Below are 16,425 nucleotides of genomic sequence, written 5' to 3'. Positions count from 1 at the left end.
GCGCGGCTCAAGCGGCTGGCCATGCGGTCGATGCGGCGCGGGATCAAGGAAATGGACCTGATCCTGATCGCCTATTCCGACGCGCGGCTGGCCACGATGAGCGATGCCGAACTGGACGCCTATGACGCGCTGTTGTCCGAGAATGACCAGGACCTGTATCAATGGGTCTCGGGGCAACAGGAGGCGCCCGACCCGCTGCGCCCGATGATCGCCGATATCCGCGCCGTGGCGCTGGATGTGGAGGGTGGCGTGGGCCTGCGCGGATAATCCCGCGCCGCTTAACCGTTTCTTCGGCTTTTTCCGTCAATTTCGCGAAAACGGAAAAAGGCGGAGGCCGGAATGAGTATGCACACCCCCTTGCCCGGGACCGGCAATGCCGGGTTCATGTCCGGGTATCTTGAAGCGCTGGCGCTTGTCGAACGGTTGCACCGATTGCTGCTCGACGTGATCAAGGACGAATTCGAACGCGTTGGCGTGATCGAGATCAACGCGGTTCAGGCGCTGCTCCTGTTCAATATCGGCGATAATGAGGTGACGGCGGGCGAGTTGAAATCGCGCGGCTATTACCAGGGCAGCAATGTCAGCTACAATCTCAAGAAGCTGGTGGAAATGGGCTATATGCACCATCAGCGCTGCGAAATCGATCGCCGCTCAGTGCGCGTCAGGCTGACGGAAAAGGGCCGCGGTGTACGTGTCGTGGTTTCCAGCCTCTTTGCCCGCCACGCGGACGGGCTGCAATCCAAGGGCGTGCTGGGCCCTGAGGGGATCGAGGATATCACCTCGTCCCTGCGCCGCGTCGAGCGGTATTGGGCCGACCAGATCCGGTATATCTACTGAACGGTCGCTGTCCCTCTTGACGACATCAGGGCGACGAGGCTTCCCTCATCGCCCTGCCCTCCCCGGGTGGTCCGCGCTCCCCTTATTTCCCGCGGGCCACCCATTTTCGCGTCGCGTTGCGGAGCGCCTCTGCCCCGTCACGCGACGATCACGTCCGGCGCTGGTCCGGATGCAGCGATTTGCCCAGGATATGATCCGTCCGGTGCACCACATGATGCGCCGAATGCACGATCAACGGGTCGGGGCCATCGGCGATCTCGGGATCCTTGCCGGGATAATCCAGCGTGCTCAGGAAATGCTTCATGCAATTGATCCGCGCGCGCTTCTTGTCGTTGGACTTGACCACCGTCCAGGGCGCATCGGCGGTGTCGGTATAAAAGAACATCGCCTCTTTCGCTTCGGTGTAGTCATCCCATTTGGCCAGCGACGCCTTGTCGATGGGAGACAATTTCCACTGTTTGAGTGGGTCGGTGGCGCGGCTGTCGAAGCGCCGTTTCTGTTCGTCCTGCGTCACCGAGAACCAGTATTTGTACATCTTGATGCCGGAGCGGGTCAGCATGCGTTCCAACTCGGGGGTCTGGCGCATGAATTCTAGATACTCGGTCGGTTCGCAAAACCCCATGACACGCTCGACGCCGGCCCGGTTGTACCACGACCGATCATAGAGCACCATTTCGCCGGATGTAGGCAAGTGGTTGATATAGCGTTGGAAATACCACTGCCCGCGCTCTTCATCCGTGGGTTTGTTCAGCGCGACAACCCGCGCCGCGCGGGGATTGAGATGTTCGGTAAAGCGCTTGATCGTACCGCCCTTGCCCGCCGCATCGCGCCCTTCAAAGAGCAGCACGAATTTCTGACCGGTCTCCTGCGCCCAAAGCTGTACCTTCAGCAGCTCGGCCTGAAGCTGGGCTTTGGTTTTTTCATATTCCGACCGCCCCATCTTCTCCGAATACGGATATTCGCCGCGTTCAAACGCGGTGAGCAGCGACGTCGATGTGGGCACACCGTCAATCGCGGCCACAGCATCCTCTGCCGGTGTTGTGGGTTCGGATGCCTGAGGCTTGGCAGCAGCAGCGGCCGATTTGGCCTTGGAATTCGCCCGGGTGGGGCTTGCGGTTGTCGTCATGCGCGTCTCCTTCACGAAAATCCCGCAAAGTATGACGGTTTTGTAACGATCGCGCCTTGATCCGGGTCAAGGCGCGGGACGTTATTTCTGGATGCTCTCCAGATATTCCAGCAACGCGACAAGCTTGCGCGGCGTGGGTGTCAGGATACCGTCGCCCGTGTCCAGCGGGATCAGGTCGCCGCGCAGCAGATCGCCGAATTCCGGCATGTTCTGCCCCGGAAGGTCGACCCGCGTGTAACCGTCGAGAATCGACAGCACCTTGGCCCGGGGAAACGTGTCGTCATGGCGCGCCCTGATCAGCGTCAGGTCCTTGGGCGGCGGGTTCAGGCTTCGCGCGACGGGTCCGTTGCCAGTGCCGTCCGGGCCGTGGCACATGGCGCAATTTTCGACGAAGAGCCTGCGCCCTTCATTGGCCTCGGGCATTTCATTGGGCTTGCAGGCGGCAAGCGCACCAAGGGCGGCACAGGCCAGAACAGTGTGGCGCATCGGGGTCATAAGACGGTTCCCTGTGTTGTTGGGTCCAGTGTGTCAAAGCATGTGGCACGGGGCAATGGCGTTATTGCTGTTGCGATTCAAGATATTGTGCAATCCGAAGAATCGCCGTCGGCACAGCAAGCTCCCGCCCCTCGGTCGTCGTAAGTGTTGCAGGCTCCGACGACAGCTCGGGCGCAAATTCGGGCATCAACCCCCGATGATGGCGGCCGGGATAGCCGTGAATCTGGGCGATGACATCGACCATGGGAAATACCCCGCCATTGCCCTGCGACAGCGCTGTCAGATCGGGCGGCGCGATGGGCAGGTCCGGTGCAAGGGCACCACCGCCGCGCAGGTCGCGCCCGTGGCAGTCGGCGCAGTGGCGCGCGTAGAGATGGCTGCCCGACGTGGCGGGCAACTGGCACCCGGCCAGAGACAGGGTGCAAAAGATCAACATCAAACGAAACATGGGACTGTCCTGTATACTGCTGTTTTTCGGGTGGTTTTATCGGATGGCCCTGCTGGCCGTCACCTCATTGCTTGCGTCTTTTCATGAAATCGGGACCATGCACAAGCAACCTGAACGGAGGACACCATGCCCGTCTATGCCCTGACCATGCTGGCCGCAGGGATCGGCATCCCGATTCTTGCGGCGCTCAATGCCGCGCTTGGTGTCCGGCTGGGCTCTCCGGTTGCGGCCGCGACGATCCTGTTCTGCGTGGCACTGCTGGCCACCGGGGCGGTGCTGCTCGTGACTGGACCAGCCGCGCTGACCCGGGCAACCGAGGCCCCCAAACATCTGTTTCTCGCGGGGCTTCTGGTGGCGTTCTACGTGCTCTCCATCACCTTTATCGCGCCGAAATTCGGGGTTGGGAACGCGGTCTTCTTTGTGCTTCTGGGCCAGTTGATCAGCGCTGCGGCCATCGACCATTTCGGGCTGTTCACTGCGCAGGTATCGCCCTTGTCGATGACCCGCGCGTTGGGGATCGGCGTCATGGCTCTGGGGGTCTGGATTACCCAGCAGGCCTGACACCGATCCACCCGGATCAATGCGCCATGAAGACCGGCAGCTTCGACTGCTCCAGCATATTGCGCGTCGCCCCGCCAAGGATCGCCTCGCGGAACCGCGAATGGCCGTAAGCGCCCATCACGATCATCTGGGTGTCGGTATCCGTGGCGTGACGCAGCAGCACATCGGACACGCGCGGCAGCGATTTCGCCAGCACGTCCACCTCGACCCGCGCGCCATGGCGGGTGATGTATTGCGACAAAAGCCCGCCGGGATCGGAGCGGTTCGGCCCGTGGGTGGGCGGATCGATCACCACCACGTTCACCCGCTCCGCCCCCGCGATAAAGGGCAGCGCCGCACGAACAGCGACCAACGCCTCGGCGCTTTCGTTCCAGGCCAGCGCTATCCTGCTGGGCAAGGTGGCCAAGGATGCGCCCTCGGGCATGACTAGCACCGGGGTGCGGCCCTCGAACAAGGCCCCCTCGACCACGCTTTCAAGCTCTGCACCGCGCTCCTCGCCATAGGGCTGGGGCAGCACGACAAGGTCGGAATACCGCGCGTGCCCTGCCACATGCCGACCCAGATCGGCAATCGGCGCAACGGTGTGATCGCATCCCCAGCGAATATCGGTCTTGCCCAATTCCTTGCGCGCAAAAGCTTCAAGCTCTTCGGCCTCGCGCGAGGCACGGGTGATGGTTTCCTGCAGGACCAGGGCGCTGGCCCCGGCATAGTAATACCCGGTCTGCGTCCGGTCCACGCCGATGCACAGCACGTCCAGATGCGCATCCAGACGCGCCGCCAGTTCTGTGGCCTGGCCCAGCAGCCCCGGTGCCAGATTGGGATCGGTCAAAACGGTCAAAAGAGATTTGTACGACATGGCTCAACCCTTCCTGTTGCCTGGTCCCAGCTTAGGGCAGACCAACCTGTGACACCTTGAGGCACGTCAAATCTTTGCGCCTAACAAATTGACCCAGATCAATGCGCCTTTTCCTGTGCACGCGCAGAAAGCGATCAGTCTAAATCCGCCCCCCGCGGCATTCGAATCGTATGGGGCAAGACGAAGGGACGAAAAATGTCGAATTATATCAAGCTGATTGCGCTTGGTCTGATCACGCTCTTCGCGATGATCGCGGCCAATTACGCGCGTGATCTGGCCTATATGGTGCATGCCCTGCTGATCATGGTGGTCGCTGGCGGCATGTTCCTGTGGACCTTGCGGCGCACGGATGAACCGGTGCCTGCCGCGACACTTGCAACCTCTTACAATGATAGCGTTGTCCGCGCCGGGGTGATTGCCACCGCTTTCTGGGGCGTGGTTGGTTTCCTCGCCGGCACGTTCATCGCGTTTCAGCTGGCCTTTCCGGCGCTGAACTTTGACTGGTCGGAAGGCTATGCCAATTTTGGCCGGTTGCGCCCGCTGCACACCAGCGCCGTGATTTTCGCCTTTGGCGGCAACGCGCTGATCGCAACCTCTTTCTACATCGTGCAGCGCACCTCCGCCGCGCGGCTGTGGGGCGGCAATGCCGCGTGGTTCGTGTTCTGGGGCTACAACCTCTTTATCGTGCTGGCGGCGACAGGCTACCTGCTGGGTTCCACCCAGTCCAAGGAATATGCCGAACCGGAATGGTACATTGACCTGTGGCTGACGATTGTCTGGCTGGTCTACCTCGCCGTGTTCCTCGGCACGATCATCAAGCGGAAAGAGCCCCACATCTACGTGGCCAACTGGTTCTTCCTGGCCTTCATCGTCACCGTGGCGATGCTGCATGTGTTCAACAACCTGTCGATTCCGGTCTCGATCTGGGGCTCCAAATCGGTGCAGGTCTTCTCGGGCGTGCAGGACGCGATGGTGCAGTGGTGGTACGGCCACAACGCTGTGGGCTTCTTCCTGACCGCCGGTTTCCTGGGCATGATGTACTACTTCATCCCGAAACAGGCCGAACGTCCCGTCTTTTCGTATAAGCTGTCGATCATCCACTTCTGGGCACTGATCTTCCTGTATATCTGGGCCGGTCCGCACCACCTGCACTACACGGCGCTGCCTGACTGGGCCTCGACGCTGGGCATGGTGTTCTCGATCGTGCTGTGGATGCCGTCCTGGGGTGGCATGATCAACGGTCTGATGACGCTGTCGGGCGCATGGGACAAACTGCGCACGGATCCGGTGATCCGCATGATGGTGATTTCTGTCGGCTTCTACGGCATGTCCACCTTTGAGGGTCCGATGATGTCGATCCGCGCGGTGAACTCGCTGTCACACTACACCGACTGGACCATTGGTCACGTGCATTCCGGCGCGCTTGGCTGGAACGGTATGATCACCTTTGGTGCGCTCTACTTCCTGGTGCCGAAGCTGTGGAACCGGACGGGCCTCTATAGCCTGAAACTGGTGTCCTGGCACTTCTGGCTCGCGACCATCGGCATCATTCTCTACGCCGCCTCGATGTGGGTGACGGGGATCATGGAAGGCCTGATGTGGCGTGAAGTCGATGCCAACGGTTTCCTCGTGAACTCGTTCGCTGACACCGTGGATGCCAAGCTGCCCATGTATGTGGTACGCGGTCTGGGTGGGGTCCTGTTCCTCGCTGGCTCTGTCATCATGTGCTATAACCTGTGGATGACTGCGACACGTGGCCCGGCTGTTGATGCCGACACCGCCGCAGCGCATGCCACGCCGGCCGAATAAGGAGGACCGGACAGATGGCAATTCTCGACAAACATAAAATCCTCGAGACCAACGCGACGCTTTTGCTGATTTTCAGCTTTCTCGTCGTGACCATTGGCGGGCTGGTGCAGATCGTGCCGCTCTTCTACCTCGACAACACGATCGAAGAGGTCGAGGGCATGCGCCCCTACACCCCGCTCGAACTGGCCGGACGCGAAGTGTACATCCGCGAAGGCTGCTATGTGTGCCACAGCCAGATGATCCGCCCCATGCGGGACGAGGTCGAACGCTATGGCCACTACAGCCTCGCGGCGGAGTCGATGTATGACCACCCGTTTCAGTGGGGCTCCAAGCGGACAGGTCCCGACCTGGCCCGCGTGGGTGGCCGCTACTCGGATGCGTGGCATGTGGATCACTTCCGCGACCCGCAATCGGTGGTGCCGGAATCGGTCATGCCGAAATACGACCAGCTTGAGCGCACGCTCATCGACGGTCGCTATATCGGCGACCTGATGTCGGTGCATAAGCTGCTGGGTACGCCCTATTCGGACGAGATGATCGAAAGTGCACAGGCTGACTTTGCCGCACAGGCAGATCCCGACGCGGATTATGACGGGCTGCTTGAGCGCTACGGCGACGCCATCAATGTACGCAACTTCGACGCTCAACCGGGTGTGTCCGAGGCTGATGCGCTGATCGCTTACATGCAGATGCTGGGTACGTTGGTCGATTTCTCGACCTTCACGCCGGATGCAAGCCGCTAAGGGAGGGGTGGATCATGGAAACCTATTCTTTCCTGCGTGAACTCGCTGACAGTTGGGGGCTTCTGGTGCTCTTTGCGTTCTTTGTCGGCATGGTTGCCTGGGTGTTCCGCCCGGGCAGCTGGGCCGAGCACAGGGACTGCGCCAATATCCCGCTGCGGCATGACGACAAACCCGCCCTTGCGGATGAAAAGGAGGTGCGGACATGAGCACCGACAACAAGAACGACGATCTCGATTATGAGACGACCGGCCATGAATGGGACGGCATCAAGGAATACAACAAGCCAATGCCGAAATGGTGGCTGTATACCTTCTATGCCACCATCGTCTGGGGCATTGGCTATACCATCGCCTATCCGGCATGGCCCGGGATCACATCTGCGACCGCGGGCGTGCTGGGCTACTCCACCCGTGCCGAAGTGGCCGCGGATATCAAGGCTGTCGAAGACGCCAACGCGGCGATCAACGCCAAGCTGGTCGAGACCGAGCTGACCGCGATCTCCGAAGATCCCGAACTGCTGACCTATGCCAACAATGCCGGTGCCGCCGTGTTCCGCACCTGGTGCGCACAATGTCACGGGTCGGGCGCGGCGGGCGCGCAGGCCTCGGGTTACCCGAACCTGCTGGACGATGACTGGCTCTGGGGTGGTGATATCGAAGCCATCCACGAGACCATCGCCTATGGCATCCGCAACGAAGAGAACGACAATGCGCGTTTCTCGCAGATGCCGGCCTTTGGCGACATCCTCGAAGAACAAGAGGTTGCCTCGGTGGTCAATTACGTGATGTCGCTCTCGGGCGAGGCACAGGATGCCAGCCTCGTGGCCGCGGGCGAAGAGATCTATCTCGACAATTGCGCCGCCTGCCACATGGATGAAGGCACCGGCGACCGGTTCCAGGGTGCGCCGAACCTGACCGACGCGATCTGGCTCTATGGCGGCAGCTATGACGCCCTGATGGAGACGGTGACCAATTCCCGCTACGGCGTGATGCCGCCATGGGAAGGGCGTCTGTCCGAGGCCGAGATCCGCGCCGTGGCCACCTATGTGCACGGCCTGGGTGGTGGCGAGGCCACACCGGAATAAGAACACCGGAGGCGGTCTTTCCGCCTCCGGCCAGGTGCCGGGGCCTTCCTGTTCGCGCGTTTCCTAGGCATCCGGCACCTGAATATAACTGGCGGCCCCTGTAACGGGGGCCGCCTTTTTCGTATCAGCTCTGAGGCTTCGGCGTGCCCCAACGCCCGCGGCGCCAGGGCCAGCGTGTGTCGCGATAGGGCCTGAGCGGCGTTTTTTCGCGGCGCATCGCGGCGTCGCTGTGGAAAATGATCGGATCAATCATGGCGTTGCCCTTTCCCGTGATGCCGTGTTGCGCGCCAATGGGTCGGCGGACGCCAGTCCCCGCGCATGTCTGGTCGGGGCAGGTCCTGATAGGTGGCGCGCTTGAATACATCTGAAAATATTCCCAACATGTCGTCCTCCTGTTCGCTGGGGAGCGTGTATTGAAATATGCGCTATTGACGGCGGATGGGCGACTCAGGAATATTTTTGTTATGTAAGTCAGGATTACATGAATGCATTGGACTGCCCTGCCCCCGCTTGCTGCGCTACGCGCCTTTGCCGCCTATGCCGAGACCGGATCGGTGCAAAAGGCGGGGGCGGCGCTCAATGTCAGCCATGCCGCCATCAGCCAGCAGATCCGCAATCTTGAAAGCCATCTGGGTCTGACGCTTCTGGACCGTTCCGGGCGCGCGGCGAGGCTCACCCATGAGGGGCGGCAACTGGCCGAGGCGCTGGCCGACGGGTTGGGCACCATCGCGGCGCGTGTGGCAGAGCTGACCGGGGCGGATGCGGCGCGGCCGCTGCATGTCTCCACCACGCCCAGTTTCGCGAGCAACTGGCTGATGCCGCGGCTGGCCGGTTTCCGAAGCCTGCACCCCGATATCGACATCATGATCGACCCGAACCCGGCCCTGACCAACCCGCAACCGGGCGGGATTGACGTGGCGATCCGCTTTGGCGCAGGCCGTTGGCCGGGGCTTGAGGCGGAATTGCTCCTGCCAACGTCGATCGCTGTCGTCGCCGCCACGGACCTCATCGGCACGCATCCGGCGGACTGCGCGGAGGATCTGATGCGGTTTCCGTGGCTGCAGGAGCTGGGCACGAGCGAATCCACCGCCTGGCTGCGCAATCAAGGCGTGACCGAGGCGCGAACGGCGGGGCTGGTTCACCTGCCCGGCAGCCTGACGCTGGAGGCTGCGCGCCAAGGGCAAGGCATTCTCGTGACGGCCAAGGAATGGGTGCTGGGCGATATTGCGGCGGGCCGTTTGCGACTGTTGTTCGAAGACCCGCCGGGCAAAGGCTATCATATCGTGACCGCACCCGGTGTCCCACGCCCGCCGCTACGCGATTTCCTGCGCTGGCTGCGGCGTCAGGCTCCGTCGGTCAGTAAGTAAGCCCGGCTTTCTTGCGAGCGCGAGTCGTTGCACGCTTGCGGTAATCCGGTTCTTCATGCGACGGGCACTGAGTGCGTTTGTCGACATTGGGCCCGGCATCAGAGCGAGTTGCGGTCATAAAGCTATCTGCGAAAACCTTGAACATGTCACGTCCTTTCCTGATAAGAGGGTCGTCCCTTGTTCACCTTCAGACCTTAATCGAAATACGCATTTAGCGCAGTGACCAGCGTCACATCCCGCTTATTTTGTAACAATGTCTCGGGCCATGAACGACAAAAGCTGAATATCAGATACGTAATTTGACACAGGTCAAAGCCGCTGACAGCGACACCTGAAAAAAGGACCATCAAAGATACGCCTATGCCGGAGTGAGTCTCTTGAGCGACAGCCAACAGCAATCCCTTTACGCCGCGCGGGAACCGATTTTCCCGAAACGCGTCTCGGGCAATTTCCGCAATCTGAAATGGATCATCATGATCGTCACGCTGGGTATCTATTACCTCGTGCCGTGGATTCGCTGGGACCGGGGGCCGAGCCTGCCGGATCAGGCGGTGCTGGTCGATCTGGCGAACCGCCGGTTCTATTTCTTCTGGATCGAGATCTGGCCGCATGAGTTTTACTTCGTCGCGGGCCTGCTGATCATGGCGGGGCTTGGACTGTTTCTCTTCACCTCGGCGCTGGGCCGGGTGTGGTGCGGCTATGCCTGCCCCCAAACGGTGTGGACCGACCTCTATATCCTTGTCGAGCGCTGGATTGAGGGCGACCGCAACGCGCGGCTGCGCCTGCACCGGCAGAAAAAGTGGGATTTTCGCAAGTTCCGGCTGCGCATGACCAAGTGGACCGCTTGGCTGCTGATCGGGCTGGCGACCGGCGGGGCCTGGGTGTTCTATTTCGCTGATGCGCCGACGCTGCTGCAGGATCTGTTCACCGGTGATGCGCATCCCATCGCCTACACCACCATCGCCATCATGACCGCGACGACCTTTTTCTTTGGCGGTTTCGCACGTGAACAGGTCTGCATCTACGCTTGCCCCTGGCCGCGGATTCAGGCGGCGATGATGGATGAGGACACGTTGACCGTGGGCTACCGCTCCTGGCGCGGAGAGCCACGCAAAGGCAGCCAGGAGGTCAAGGACGGTGCCGAACAGGGCGATTGCATCAACTGCATGGCCTGCGTGAATGTCTGCCCCGTGGGCATCGACATCCGCGACGGCCAGCAGCTTGAATGCATCACCTGTGCGCTCTGCATCGATGCCTGCGACGACATCATGGAAAAAATCGGCAAGCCGCGGGGCCTCATCGACTACATGGCCTTTACCGATGAAGAGGCCGAACGCGCGGGGGGCGCACCCAAGCCAATCTGGAAACATGTCCTCCGGCCCCGCACAATCATGTACACTGCACTTTGGTCTCTGGTGGGGATCGGGCTGGTCTTTGCGCTCTTCATCCGTCCCGAGATCGACATGACGGTGGCACCGGTGCGCAACCCGACCTTTGTAACCCTGTCGGACGGCTCCATCCGCAACACCTATGACGTGCGGTTGCGCAATAAACACGGCGACACACGCCCGTTCCGGATGTCGGTCACCGGTCACCCCGCTCTGCGCATCCAACTCGAAGGCACGCCCTATGAAACGGTTGATGTGGATGCCACCGCGACACGCCTGCAGCGGGTCTATGTGATCGCCCCGGACGGGTCGGAACCGGCACAGGGCCACCGAACCGAGTTCCGGTTCTGGGTCGAGGATCTGACCAACGGGGAACGCAGCCACGAAGACACCGTATTCAATGGGAAAGGAAGCTGAGCCATGGCCACAGCAGAACGCAAACTCACCGGATGGCATGTGCTGGCGATCTTTGTCGGGGCCTTCGGGATCATCATCGGGGTCAATCTGGCGCTGGCCTATAACGCGGTGGCAACCTTCCCGGGGCTAGAGGTCAAGAACTCCTATGTTGCCAGCCAAAGCTTTGACAGCCGCCGCGATGCGCAGCAGGCGCTGGGCTGGGAGGTCGCGGCGGATGCGCGCGACGGCGAGGTGATCCTGTCGATCTCCAAACCCGATGGCACCCCGGTGCAGGTGGTGGATCTTCACGCGGTGCTGGGCCGGGCCACCCATGTCAAAGACGATATGGAACCGGATTTCGTGTTCAACGGCCGCGCCTATGTGGCCAAGGTCGAGGTGGAGCGCGGCAACTGGAACATCCGCATGAGCGCCAAGGCGCTGGACGGCACCCCGTTTGAACAGCGCGTCGTGCTGCACGTGGAGTAAACCATGACCGTCGCCCTGCGTCCCGGCATCTCTGCCTGTCCTGCCTGCAACGCCGCGCCCGCAGCCGAAGCGCTGGCCGAGGTGGAGATGGATGGCCAGCTTGCCCTCTCCCTGCCCTCGATCCATTGCGCGGCTTGTATCGCGACGGTGGAAGATGAGCTGAGCAAGGTCGAGGGTGTGCATGAGGCGCGGGTGAACCTGACCCTGAAACGCGTGACTGTCGAGGCCGCGCCGGACGTGACGGCAGAGCAGTTGATCGGCGTGCTAGGACGCGTGGGATACGAGGCGCATGAACTGGACGCAGGGATGCTGCGCGCCACGGCGACGGACAAGGCCGGGCGCGATCTGTTGATGCGTCTGGCGGTGGCCGGGTTTGCGGCGATGAACGTGATGCTTTTGTCCATCGCCGTCTGGTCCGGGGCCGAGGGTGCGACGCGGGACATGTTCCACTGGATTTCCGCCTTTATCACCCTGCCCACCATCGCCTTTTCCGCCCAGCCATTTTTCGTGAACGCATGGGCCGCGCTGCGCCATGGGCGGCTGAACATGGATGTGCCGATCTCGCTGGCCATCGGGCTGGCGGTCGTGACCTCGCTTTGGGAAACATGGCTTTCTGGCCATCATGCCTATTTCGACGCGGCGATTGCGCTGACTTTCTTTCTTTTGGCGGGCCGGTATCTGGATCACCGCACCCGCGCGATTGCCCGCTCGGCGGCGGAAGAACTGGCCGCGCTGGAAGTGCCGCGCGCCACGCGGATCGTGGACGGGGTCGAAGAACAGGTGCCATTGGCAGAGCTGGCCGTGGGCGACACGATCCTCGTGCGTCCGGGCGGGCGGATGCCGGTGGATGGTAAGATTGTCGAGGGCACGTCCGAGCTGGACCGCTCACTGCTGACCGGGGAGACGCTGCCGGTGTTTGCCGCACAAGGCACGGTTGTCAGCGCGGGTGAAGTCAACCTCACAGGACCGCTGAAGATCCGCGCCACCGCGGTGGGCAAGGACAGCTCCCTGCATCAACTGGCCGATCTGGTCGCCATCGCGGAATCCGGGCGCTCGCGCTACACCTCGCTCGCCGACAGCGCCGCGAAACTCTATGCGCCCGGCGTGCATATCCTCTCGGCCTTGGCCTTTGTCGGCTGGTATATCTATGCGGGCGATCTGCGCGTGGCGTTGAATATTGCCGCTGCCGTGCTGATCATCACCTGCCCTTGCGCGCTGGGTCTTGCGGTGCCTGCCGTGACCACCGCCGCGTCGGGTCGGCTGTTCAAGAAAGGCATGCTGATCAAGCACGAAACCGCGCTGGAGCGGTTGGCGCAGGTGGACACCGTGGTCTTTGACAAGACCGGTACGCTGACCGAGGGGCTGCCCGAACTGTCCAATCCGACGCGCCATACAGATGACGTGATGCGGGTCGCGCTGGCACTGGCAGAAAGCTCATCACACCCGCTGTCACAGGCGCTGGCGCGGGCCGTTCGGGACCGAGGGCTACAGCCCGCCCATGTCACCGATATTCGCGAGGTGCCGGGCTATGGCACCGAAGGCCGGTTGAACGGCGTGCGCGTGCGGCTTGGCCGCGCGGATTGGGTTGGGGCCGGTGACAAGGTGCAGGAAACCTCGGCCTGGCTTTCACTGGGCGATGGCACAACGCATCGGTTCGTCTTTTCCGACGCGCTGCGCGAAGGCGCCGAAGAGGCGGTGCGCGCGCTCAAATCCGCGGGTCATCGCGTGCTGCTCATGTCGGGCGACGCCACCGGCGCGGTCGAGGCCATGGCGGACCGGTTGGGCATCGAGTACTGGATGGCCGAGGCCCGCCCCGAAGACAAGGCCGCCCGCATCGCGGCGCTGAAAGCCGATGGGGCGCATGTGCTGATGGTGGGTGACGGGTTGAACGACACGGCGGCGCTGGCGGCGGCGGATGTATCGATCTCGCCCGCGACGGCGCTGGATGCGGCGCGGGTCGCCAGCGACATCGTGCTTCTGGGCAAGGACCTGTCCACGCTGGCCGAGGCGATCACCACCGCACAGAAAGCCACGCAGCGCATCCGCGAGAATTTCCGCATCGCCACGGTCTACAACATCCTCGCGGTGCCGCTGGCGATTGCCGGGCTGGCCACGCCGCTGATTGCCGCATTGGCGATGTCGACCTCGTCGATTACGGTATCGCTGAACGCTTTGAGACTGAGGTGACGCAATGAACGTGATTGTTTACCTGATCCCGATTGCGCTTGTTCTGGGCGGGCTTGGCCTTCTGGCCTTTGTCTTCACGGTGAAGTCAAAGCAATATGACGACCCCGAGGGCAATGCCCGCCGTATTCTCAGCGATCAATGGGATGACCACCCCAAGCCGTGAGCCGCGCGGCTCTTACACGTGCCGGGCAGCTATGCTAATATCCGCGCATAACGAGGCGGAGCAGGCCCGACGCAATGACAGCATTGAAAGACTACCAGCGGCTTGAAGCCACCGGTTTGTGGCGGCCTGCCCCTGATGCGCAGCGGCGTGAGGTCGTCGTATCGCTGGGCGATGCGACGCTGGTCTTGTCGGACATAAATGACCGCCCCCTGACCCATTGGTCATTGGCGGCGGTGGAGCGCGGAAATCCCGGCCAGACCCCGGCCCGTTACTCCCCCGATGGCGATCCCGGCGAAGAACTGGAGCTGGGCGAGGATTCAAAGGAAATGGTTGCCGCCATCGAACGGCTCCGGCGCGAGATCGACCGCCGCCGCCCGCGTCAGGGGCGGTTACGCTGGGTGCTGGGCGCAGCCGCGCTGGCAAGTTGCGCGGCGCTCGCGGTGTTCTGGCTGCCCGATGCGCTGGTCAACCATACGCTCAGGGTGGTCCCTGCGGTGAAACGCGATGCCATCGGCTTGCAACTCCTCAACGAGATGTCCCGCGTGAGCGGCCCGCCCTGCCGGGCCGAGGCATCCTCCCCGGCCTTGCGCATGCTGGCGCGGCGCGTCCTTGGGCCCGAGCGCGCCGGGGATGTCATCGTCCTGCGCGCGGGCAGTCGCCAGACCGCGCATCTGCCGGGCGGGTTCATCCTGCTCAATCGCGACGTGCTGGAGGATAACGAGGACCCGGAAGCAGCGGCAGGTTTCGTGCTTGCCGAGAACCTGCGCGCGGGCGCACGCGACCCGCTGGAACCGCTTCTGCGTCAGGCCGGGATGCTGGCCACCGGCCAATTGCTGACCACCGGCAAACTGCCGCTCGCGGAGCTGCAGGACTATTCGGAAACCTTGATGGGACAGGCACCTGAACCGCTCGCCGCTGAGACGCTATTGGCCGCGTTCAAGGCAACGAGGCTGCATTCGACGCCCTACGCCTATGCGCTGGATGTGACCGGCGAAACCACCTTGCCCCTGATCGAGGCCGATCCGATGGCCGGGCAGGATGCAGACCCTGTGATGTCCGACAATGACTGGTTGCGGCTACAGGCGATCTGCGGCGAGTGACCGACAGACATGACAAAGCCGGGCGCAATGGGCCCGGCTTCATGGTGTTTGTAAGAAACGCTTACTTGCGCAGCGACGCGTCGCGATAGCCGATGCGGTTGCGCACGGTGTTCAGCGCCGCGTCAAGCCGCCCCTGATCCGCAAACGGACCGACCAAAACCATACGGTAGCCTTGTCCGCCCTTGGTATATTCGTTCACGCGCACCGGCAGGCCAGCCGATTGCAGAAGCTGGATTGCCCTCTGCGCCTTGGCGGGCGAGGTGAAGCTGCCGATCTGGATAAAGCGGTGGCTGGCCTCGCGGATCGGCATGGGCGGCGCAACCTTGACCGGTTCGGCGCGACGGGCGGTGCGCACGGGCGCAGTCGTCTCGGCGGCGCGCTGCTGCTTGAGCGACAGGAACGGATAGCGCAGGTCCGGGAACATATGCGTCACGTCCTGCCCGGTATAACGGTCAATGAGCCTGCGCGGCTGCTGCGAGGTCCAGGTCAGCAGCATCTTGCGACGCCCATCCAGTGTCTGATGCGCGCGCGTGGTGCTCAGCCGTCCATCCGTATATGCGGATTTGTACCCGGGCGGGAGCGCAACCGGCTCTGATGCGCCGCGGGCCGTGGCGGCCTTGGGGGCGATCACGGTATAATTGTCCACATGGCGCTGGCCTTTGCGGCTGGCATAGACCTTGACGCCGGGGACGCGTACACGCTCGACGCCATCGGCGGTGCGGACTTTCCTGGTGTAGCCCTTGATGGTCACGATCGGCTCGGTTTGGGGACCGCAGCGCACGGGAAGTCCCCGGTCATTATTAATGTATTTGTTCGAGATCGGCGACGCACCCTGACATTTTCCGGTGCTTGTCGTGGATGGTGTGACCACGCGGGCCGTTGTGACGGGTGCTGACGGAACGATTTCCACCGGCTTGCTGACCACACGGCGCGTTTTTCGCGGCTGCACCGCCGGTTTGCTGGCCACGGTGCGCATAGGCTCACGGCGGGAGTCCTGACGGACCACCGGTTGCGGCTCGGGGCGCGGCGCGGCAGCGGCCGTGGAACGCTCTGGCGTGATTTCGATCACCTCGGGTTTGGGGGCCGAACGCTGCGCCGGGGCGGCAGCTTCTCGCGTGCCAGCGTTCGTCGGCGTCTGACCGCACAGCACCTTGCGGTTGCGCGCCACGCGCGGCACCCAGGTCGTTGTGCCGTCCACACCGGCGCGCACGTAGATACAACCACGGCTGTCGACATATTGCTTGCCGGTATAAGAAGCGGGCGGAATTTCCGCAGGCACGGAAAGATCACCCGAGATTTGGGCAGATACAGGCGCGCCGTTGAAGCCGAATCCAACGACAACAGCCAAAGCAGCGTAAACATTCAATATTTTCATAACC

At 62.4% G+C, this 16,425-nt stretch carries 19 protein-coding genes; 13 read left to right on the top strand and 6 right to left on the bottom strand.

Annotation, left to right across the window (positions count from 1 at the left end; genetic code table 11):
* The first annotated feature begins 21 nt into the window (after positions 1-21).
* Together PGB28_RS02835 and PGB28_RS02830 are read left to right on the top strand one after the other, a co-directional pair.
* Entirely contained in the window at positions 22-267 is a 246-nt protein-coding gene (locus tag PGB28_RS02835; RefSeq protein WP_271420175.1) for a succinate dehydrogenase assembly factor 2, read from the top strand.
* Between the two features lie 72 nt (positions 268-339).
* Complete coding sequence (locus tag PGB28_RS02830; protein WP_271419969.1) at positions 340-837, top strand: MarR family winged helix-turn-helix transcriptional regulator; 498 nt, start codon at positions 340-342, stop codon at positions 835-837.
* 148 nt (positions 838-985) lie between these two features.
* On the opposite strand, the gene ppk2 is transcribed toward PGB28_RS02830, so the two are convergent.
* The 3 genes from ppk2 to PGB28_RS02815 all read right to left on the bottom strand — a co-directional run bounded on the left by ppk2 (position 986) and on the right by PGB28_RS02815 (position 2,906).
* Positions 986-1,963: a polyphosphate kinase 2 gene (gene ppk2 / locus PGB28_RS02825; protein WP_271419968.1), complete on the bottom strand. Its 978-nt coding sequence runs from the start codon at positions 1,961-1,963 to the stop codon at positions 986-988.
* 81 nt (positions 1,964-2,044) lie between these two features.
* Entirely contained in the window at positions 2,045-2,458 is a 414-nt protein-coding gene (locus tag PGB28_RS02820; RefSeq protein ID WP_333908214.1) for a c-type cytochrome, read from the bottom strand.
* Positions 2,459-2,519: 61 nt separating this feature from the next.
* Positions 2,520-2,906, bottom strand: a complete 387-nt coding sequence (locus PGB28_RS02815; protein ID WP_271419967.1) for a c-type cytochrome — start codon at positions 2,904-2,906, stop codon at positions 2,520-2,522.
* A 126-nt stretch (positions 2,907-3,032) separates the two neighbouring features.
* On the opposite strand from PGB28_RS02815, the gene PGB28_RS02810 reads away from it, so the two are divergent.
* Entirely contained in the window at positions 3,033-3,467 is a 435-nt protein-coding gene (locus tag PGB28_RS02810) for a DMT family transporter (protein ID WP_271419966.1), read from the top strand.
* Between the two features lie 16 nt (positions 3,468-3,483).
* Here PGB28_RS02810 and PGB28_RS02805 read toward each other — a convergent pair whose 3' ends face one another.
* Positions 3,484-4,323, bottom strand: coding sequence for a universal stress protein (locus PGB28_RS02805; RefSeq protein WP_271419965.1), 840 nt, complete (start codon positions 4,321-4,323; stop codon positions 3,484-3,486).
* Positions 4,324-4,518: 195 nt separating this feature from the next.
* On the opposite strand from PGB28_RS02805, the gene ccoN reads away from it, so the two are divergent.
* Genes ccoN through ccoP form a run of 4 tightly spaced genes read left to right on the top strand, consistent with a single transcriptional unit; the run spans position 4,519 to position 7,959 of the window.
* The gene (ccoN, locus tag PGB28_RS02800; protein WP_271419964.1) at positions 4,519-6,132 is read left to right on the top strand and encodes a cytochrome-c oxidase, cbb3-type subunit I; all 1,614 of its coding nucleotides are present in this window, start codon (positions 4,519-4,521) and stop codon (positions 6,130-6,132) included.
* Between the two features lie 14 nt (positions 6,133-6,146).
* A complete protein-coding gene (ccoO, locus tag PGB28_RS02795; RefSeq protein WP_271419963.1) occupies positions 6,147-6,875 on the top strand; it encodes a cytochrome-c oxidase, cbb3-type subunit II in 729 nt (242 codons plus the stop codon).
* Between the two features lie 14 nt (positions 6,876-6,889).
* Positions 6,890-7,081, top strand: coding sequence for a cbb3-type cytochrome c oxidase subunit 3 (locus PGB28_RS02790; RefSeq protein ID WP_271419962.1), 192 nt, complete (start codon positions 6,890-6,892; stop codon positions 7,079-7,081).
* Positions 7,078-7,959 carry a cytochrome-c oxidase, cbb3-type subunit III gene (ccoP, locus tag PGB28_RS02785; RefSeq protein ID WP_271419961.1) on the top strand — a complete coding sequence of 294 codons (882 nt, stop codon included), beginning with the start codon at positions 7,078-7,080 and terminating at the stop codon, positions 7,957-7,959. The genes PGB28_RS02790 and ccoP overlap by 4 nt, the downstream gene beginning before the upstream one ends.
* 124 nt (positions 7,960-8,083) lie before the next feature.
* Here ccoP and PGB28_RS02780 read toward each other — a convergent pair whose 3' ends face one another.
* Positions 8,084-8,212: a hypothetical protein gene (locus PGB28_RS02780; protein ID WP_271419960.1), complete on the bottom strand. Its 129-nt coding sequence runs from the start codon at positions 8,210-8,212 to the stop codon at positions 8,084-8,086.
* A 232-nt stretch (positions 8,213-8,444) separates the two neighbouring features.
* Between PGB28_RS02780 and PGB28_RS02775 the strand changes: the two genes are divergently transcribed.
* From PGB28_RS02775 to PGB28_RS02750, 6 genes are all read left to right on the top strand, one after another.
* Complete coding sequence (locus tag PGB28_RS02775; RefSeq protein WP_271419959.1) at positions 8,445-9,326, top strand: LysR family transcriptional regulator; 882 nt, start codon at positions 8,445-8,447, stop codon at positions 9,324-9,326.
* Between the two features lie 377 nt (positions 9,327-9,703).
* Complete coding sequence (gene ccoG, locus PGB28_RS02770; RefSeq protein ID WP_271419958.1) at positions 9,704-11,131, top strand: cytochrome c oxidase accessory protein CcoG; 1,428 nt, start codon at positions 9,704-9,706, stop codon at positions 11,129-11,131.
* Between the two features lie 3 nt (positions 11,132-11,134).
* Positions 11,135-11,596 (top strand): FixH family protein, encoded by a 462-nt coding sequence (locus PGB28_RS02765; RefSeq protein ID WP_271419957.1) that lies wholly within the window; start codon positions 11,135-11,137, stop codon positions 11,594-11,596.
* A gap of 3 nt (positions 11,597-11,599) precedes the next feature.
* Complete coding sequence (locus PGB28_RS02760; RefSeq protein ID WP_271419956.1) at positions 11,600-13,783, top strand: heavy metal translocating P-type ATPase; 2,184 nt, start codon at positions 11,600-11,602, stop codon at positions 13,781-13,783.
* A gap of 4 nt (positions 13,784-13,787) precedes the next feature.
* Positions 13,788-13,946 (top strand): cbb3-type cytochrome oxidase assembly protein CcoS, encoded by a 159-nt coding sequence (gene ccoS, locus PGB28_RS02755; protein WP_271419955.1) that lies wholly within the window; start codon positions 13,788-13,790, stop codon positions 13,944-13,946.
* A gap of 74 nt (positions 13,947-14,020) precedes the next feature.
* Entirely contained in the window at positions 14,021-15,046 is a 1,026-nt protein-coding gene (locus PGB28_RS02750; protein WP_271419954.1) for a hypothetical protein, read from the top strand.
* Between the two features lie 61 nt (positions 15,047-15,107).
* On the opposite strand, the gene PGB28_RS02745 is transcribed toward PGB28_RS02750, so the two are convergent.
* Positions 15,108-16,421 carry an SPOR domain-containing protein gene (locus PGB28_RS02745; RefSeq protein ID WP_271419953.1) on the bottom strand — a complete coding sequence of 438 codons (1,314 nt, stop codon included), beginning with the start codon at positions 16,419-16,421 and terminating at the stop codon, positions 15,108-15,110.
* Positions 16,422-16,425 lie beyond the last annotated feature (4 nt).

This window comes from Primorskyibacter aestuariivivens, from assembly GCF_028023675.1.
In the GTDB taxonomy this organism is placed as follows: domain Bacteria; phylum Pseudomonadota; class Alphaproteobacteria; order Rhodobacterales; family Rhodobacteraceae; genus Marinovum; species Marinovum aestuariivivens.
The sequence above is the reverse complement of the archived record's forward strand: the minus strand, read 5'-3'. Positions and strand labels throughout refer to the sequence as shown.

Bases quoted from the DNA above. Each gene is read 5' to 3' on its own strand.
- PGB28_RS02765 (WP_271419957.1), top strand. From the start codon at position 11,135: ATGGCCACAGCAGAACGCAAACTCACCGGATGGCATGTGCTGGCGATC.
- PGB28_RS02790 (WP_271419962.1), top strand. From the start codon at position 6,890: ATGGAAACCTATTCTTTCCTGCGTGAACTCGCTGACAGTTGGGGGCTT.
- PGB28_RS02750 (WP_271419954.1), top strand. From the start codon at position 14,021: ATGACAGCATTGAAAGACTACCAGCGGCTTGAAGCCACCGGTTTGTGG.
- PGB28_RS02805 (WP_271419965.1), bottom strand. From the start codon at position 4,323: ATGTCGTACAAATCTCTTTTGACCGTTTTGACCGATCCCAATCTGGCA.
- PGB28_RS02810 (WP_271419966.1), top strand. From the start codon at position 3,033: ATGCCCGTCTATGCCCTGACCATGCTGGCCGCAGGGATCGGCATCCCG.
- ccoN (WP_271419964.1), top strand. From the start codon at position 4,519: ATGTCGAATTATATCAAGCTGATTGCGCTTGGTCTGATCACGCTCTTC.
- PGB28_RS02835 (WP_271420175.1), top strand. From the start codon at position 22: ATGCGGTCGATGCGGCGCGGGATCAAGGAAATGGACCTGATCCTGATC.
- PGB28_RS02830 (WP_271419969.1), top strand. From the start codon at position 340: ATGAGTATGCACACCCCCTTGCCCGGGACCGGCAATGCCGGGTTCATG.
- ccoO (WP_271419963.1), top strand. From the start codon at position 6,147: ATGGCAATTCTCGACAAACATAAAATCCTCGAGACCAACGCGACGCTT.
- ccoS (WP_271419955.1), top strand. From the start codon at position 13,788: ATGAACGTGATTGTTTACCTGATCCCGATTGCGCTTGTTCTGGGCGGG.
- PGB28_RS02780 (WP_271419960.1), bottom strand. From the start codon at position 8,212: ATGATTGATCCGATCATTTTCCACAGCGACGCCGCGATGCGCCGCGAA.
- PGB28_RS02760 (WP_271419956.1), top strand. From the start codon at position 11,600: ATGACCGTCGCCCTGCGTCCCGGCATCTCTGCCTGTCCTGCCTGCAAC.
- PGB28_RS02775 (WP_271419959.1), top strand. From the start codon at position 8,445: ATGCATTGGACTGCCCTGCCCCCGCTTGCTGCGCTACGCGCCTTTGCC.
- ccoP (WP_271419961.1), top strand. From the start codon at position 7,078: ATGAGCACCGACAACAAGAACGACGATCTCGATTATGAGACGACCGGC.
- ppk2 (WP_271419968.1), bottom strand. From the start codon at position 1,963: ATGACGACAACCGCAAGCCCCACCCGGGCGAATTCCAAGGCCAAATCG.
- PGB28_RS02815 (WP_271419967.1), bottom strand. From the start codon at position 2,906: ATGTTTCGTTTGATGTTGATCTTTTGCACCCTGTCTCTGGCCGGGTGC.
- PGB28_RS02820 (WP_333908214.1), bottom strand. From the start codon at position 2,458: ATGACCCCGATGCGCCACACTGTTCTGGCCTGTGCCGCCCTTGGTGCG.
- PGB28_RS02745 (WP_271419953.1), bottom strand. From the start codon at position 16,421: ATGAAAATATTGAATGTTTACGCTGCTTTGGCTGTTGTCGTTGGATTC.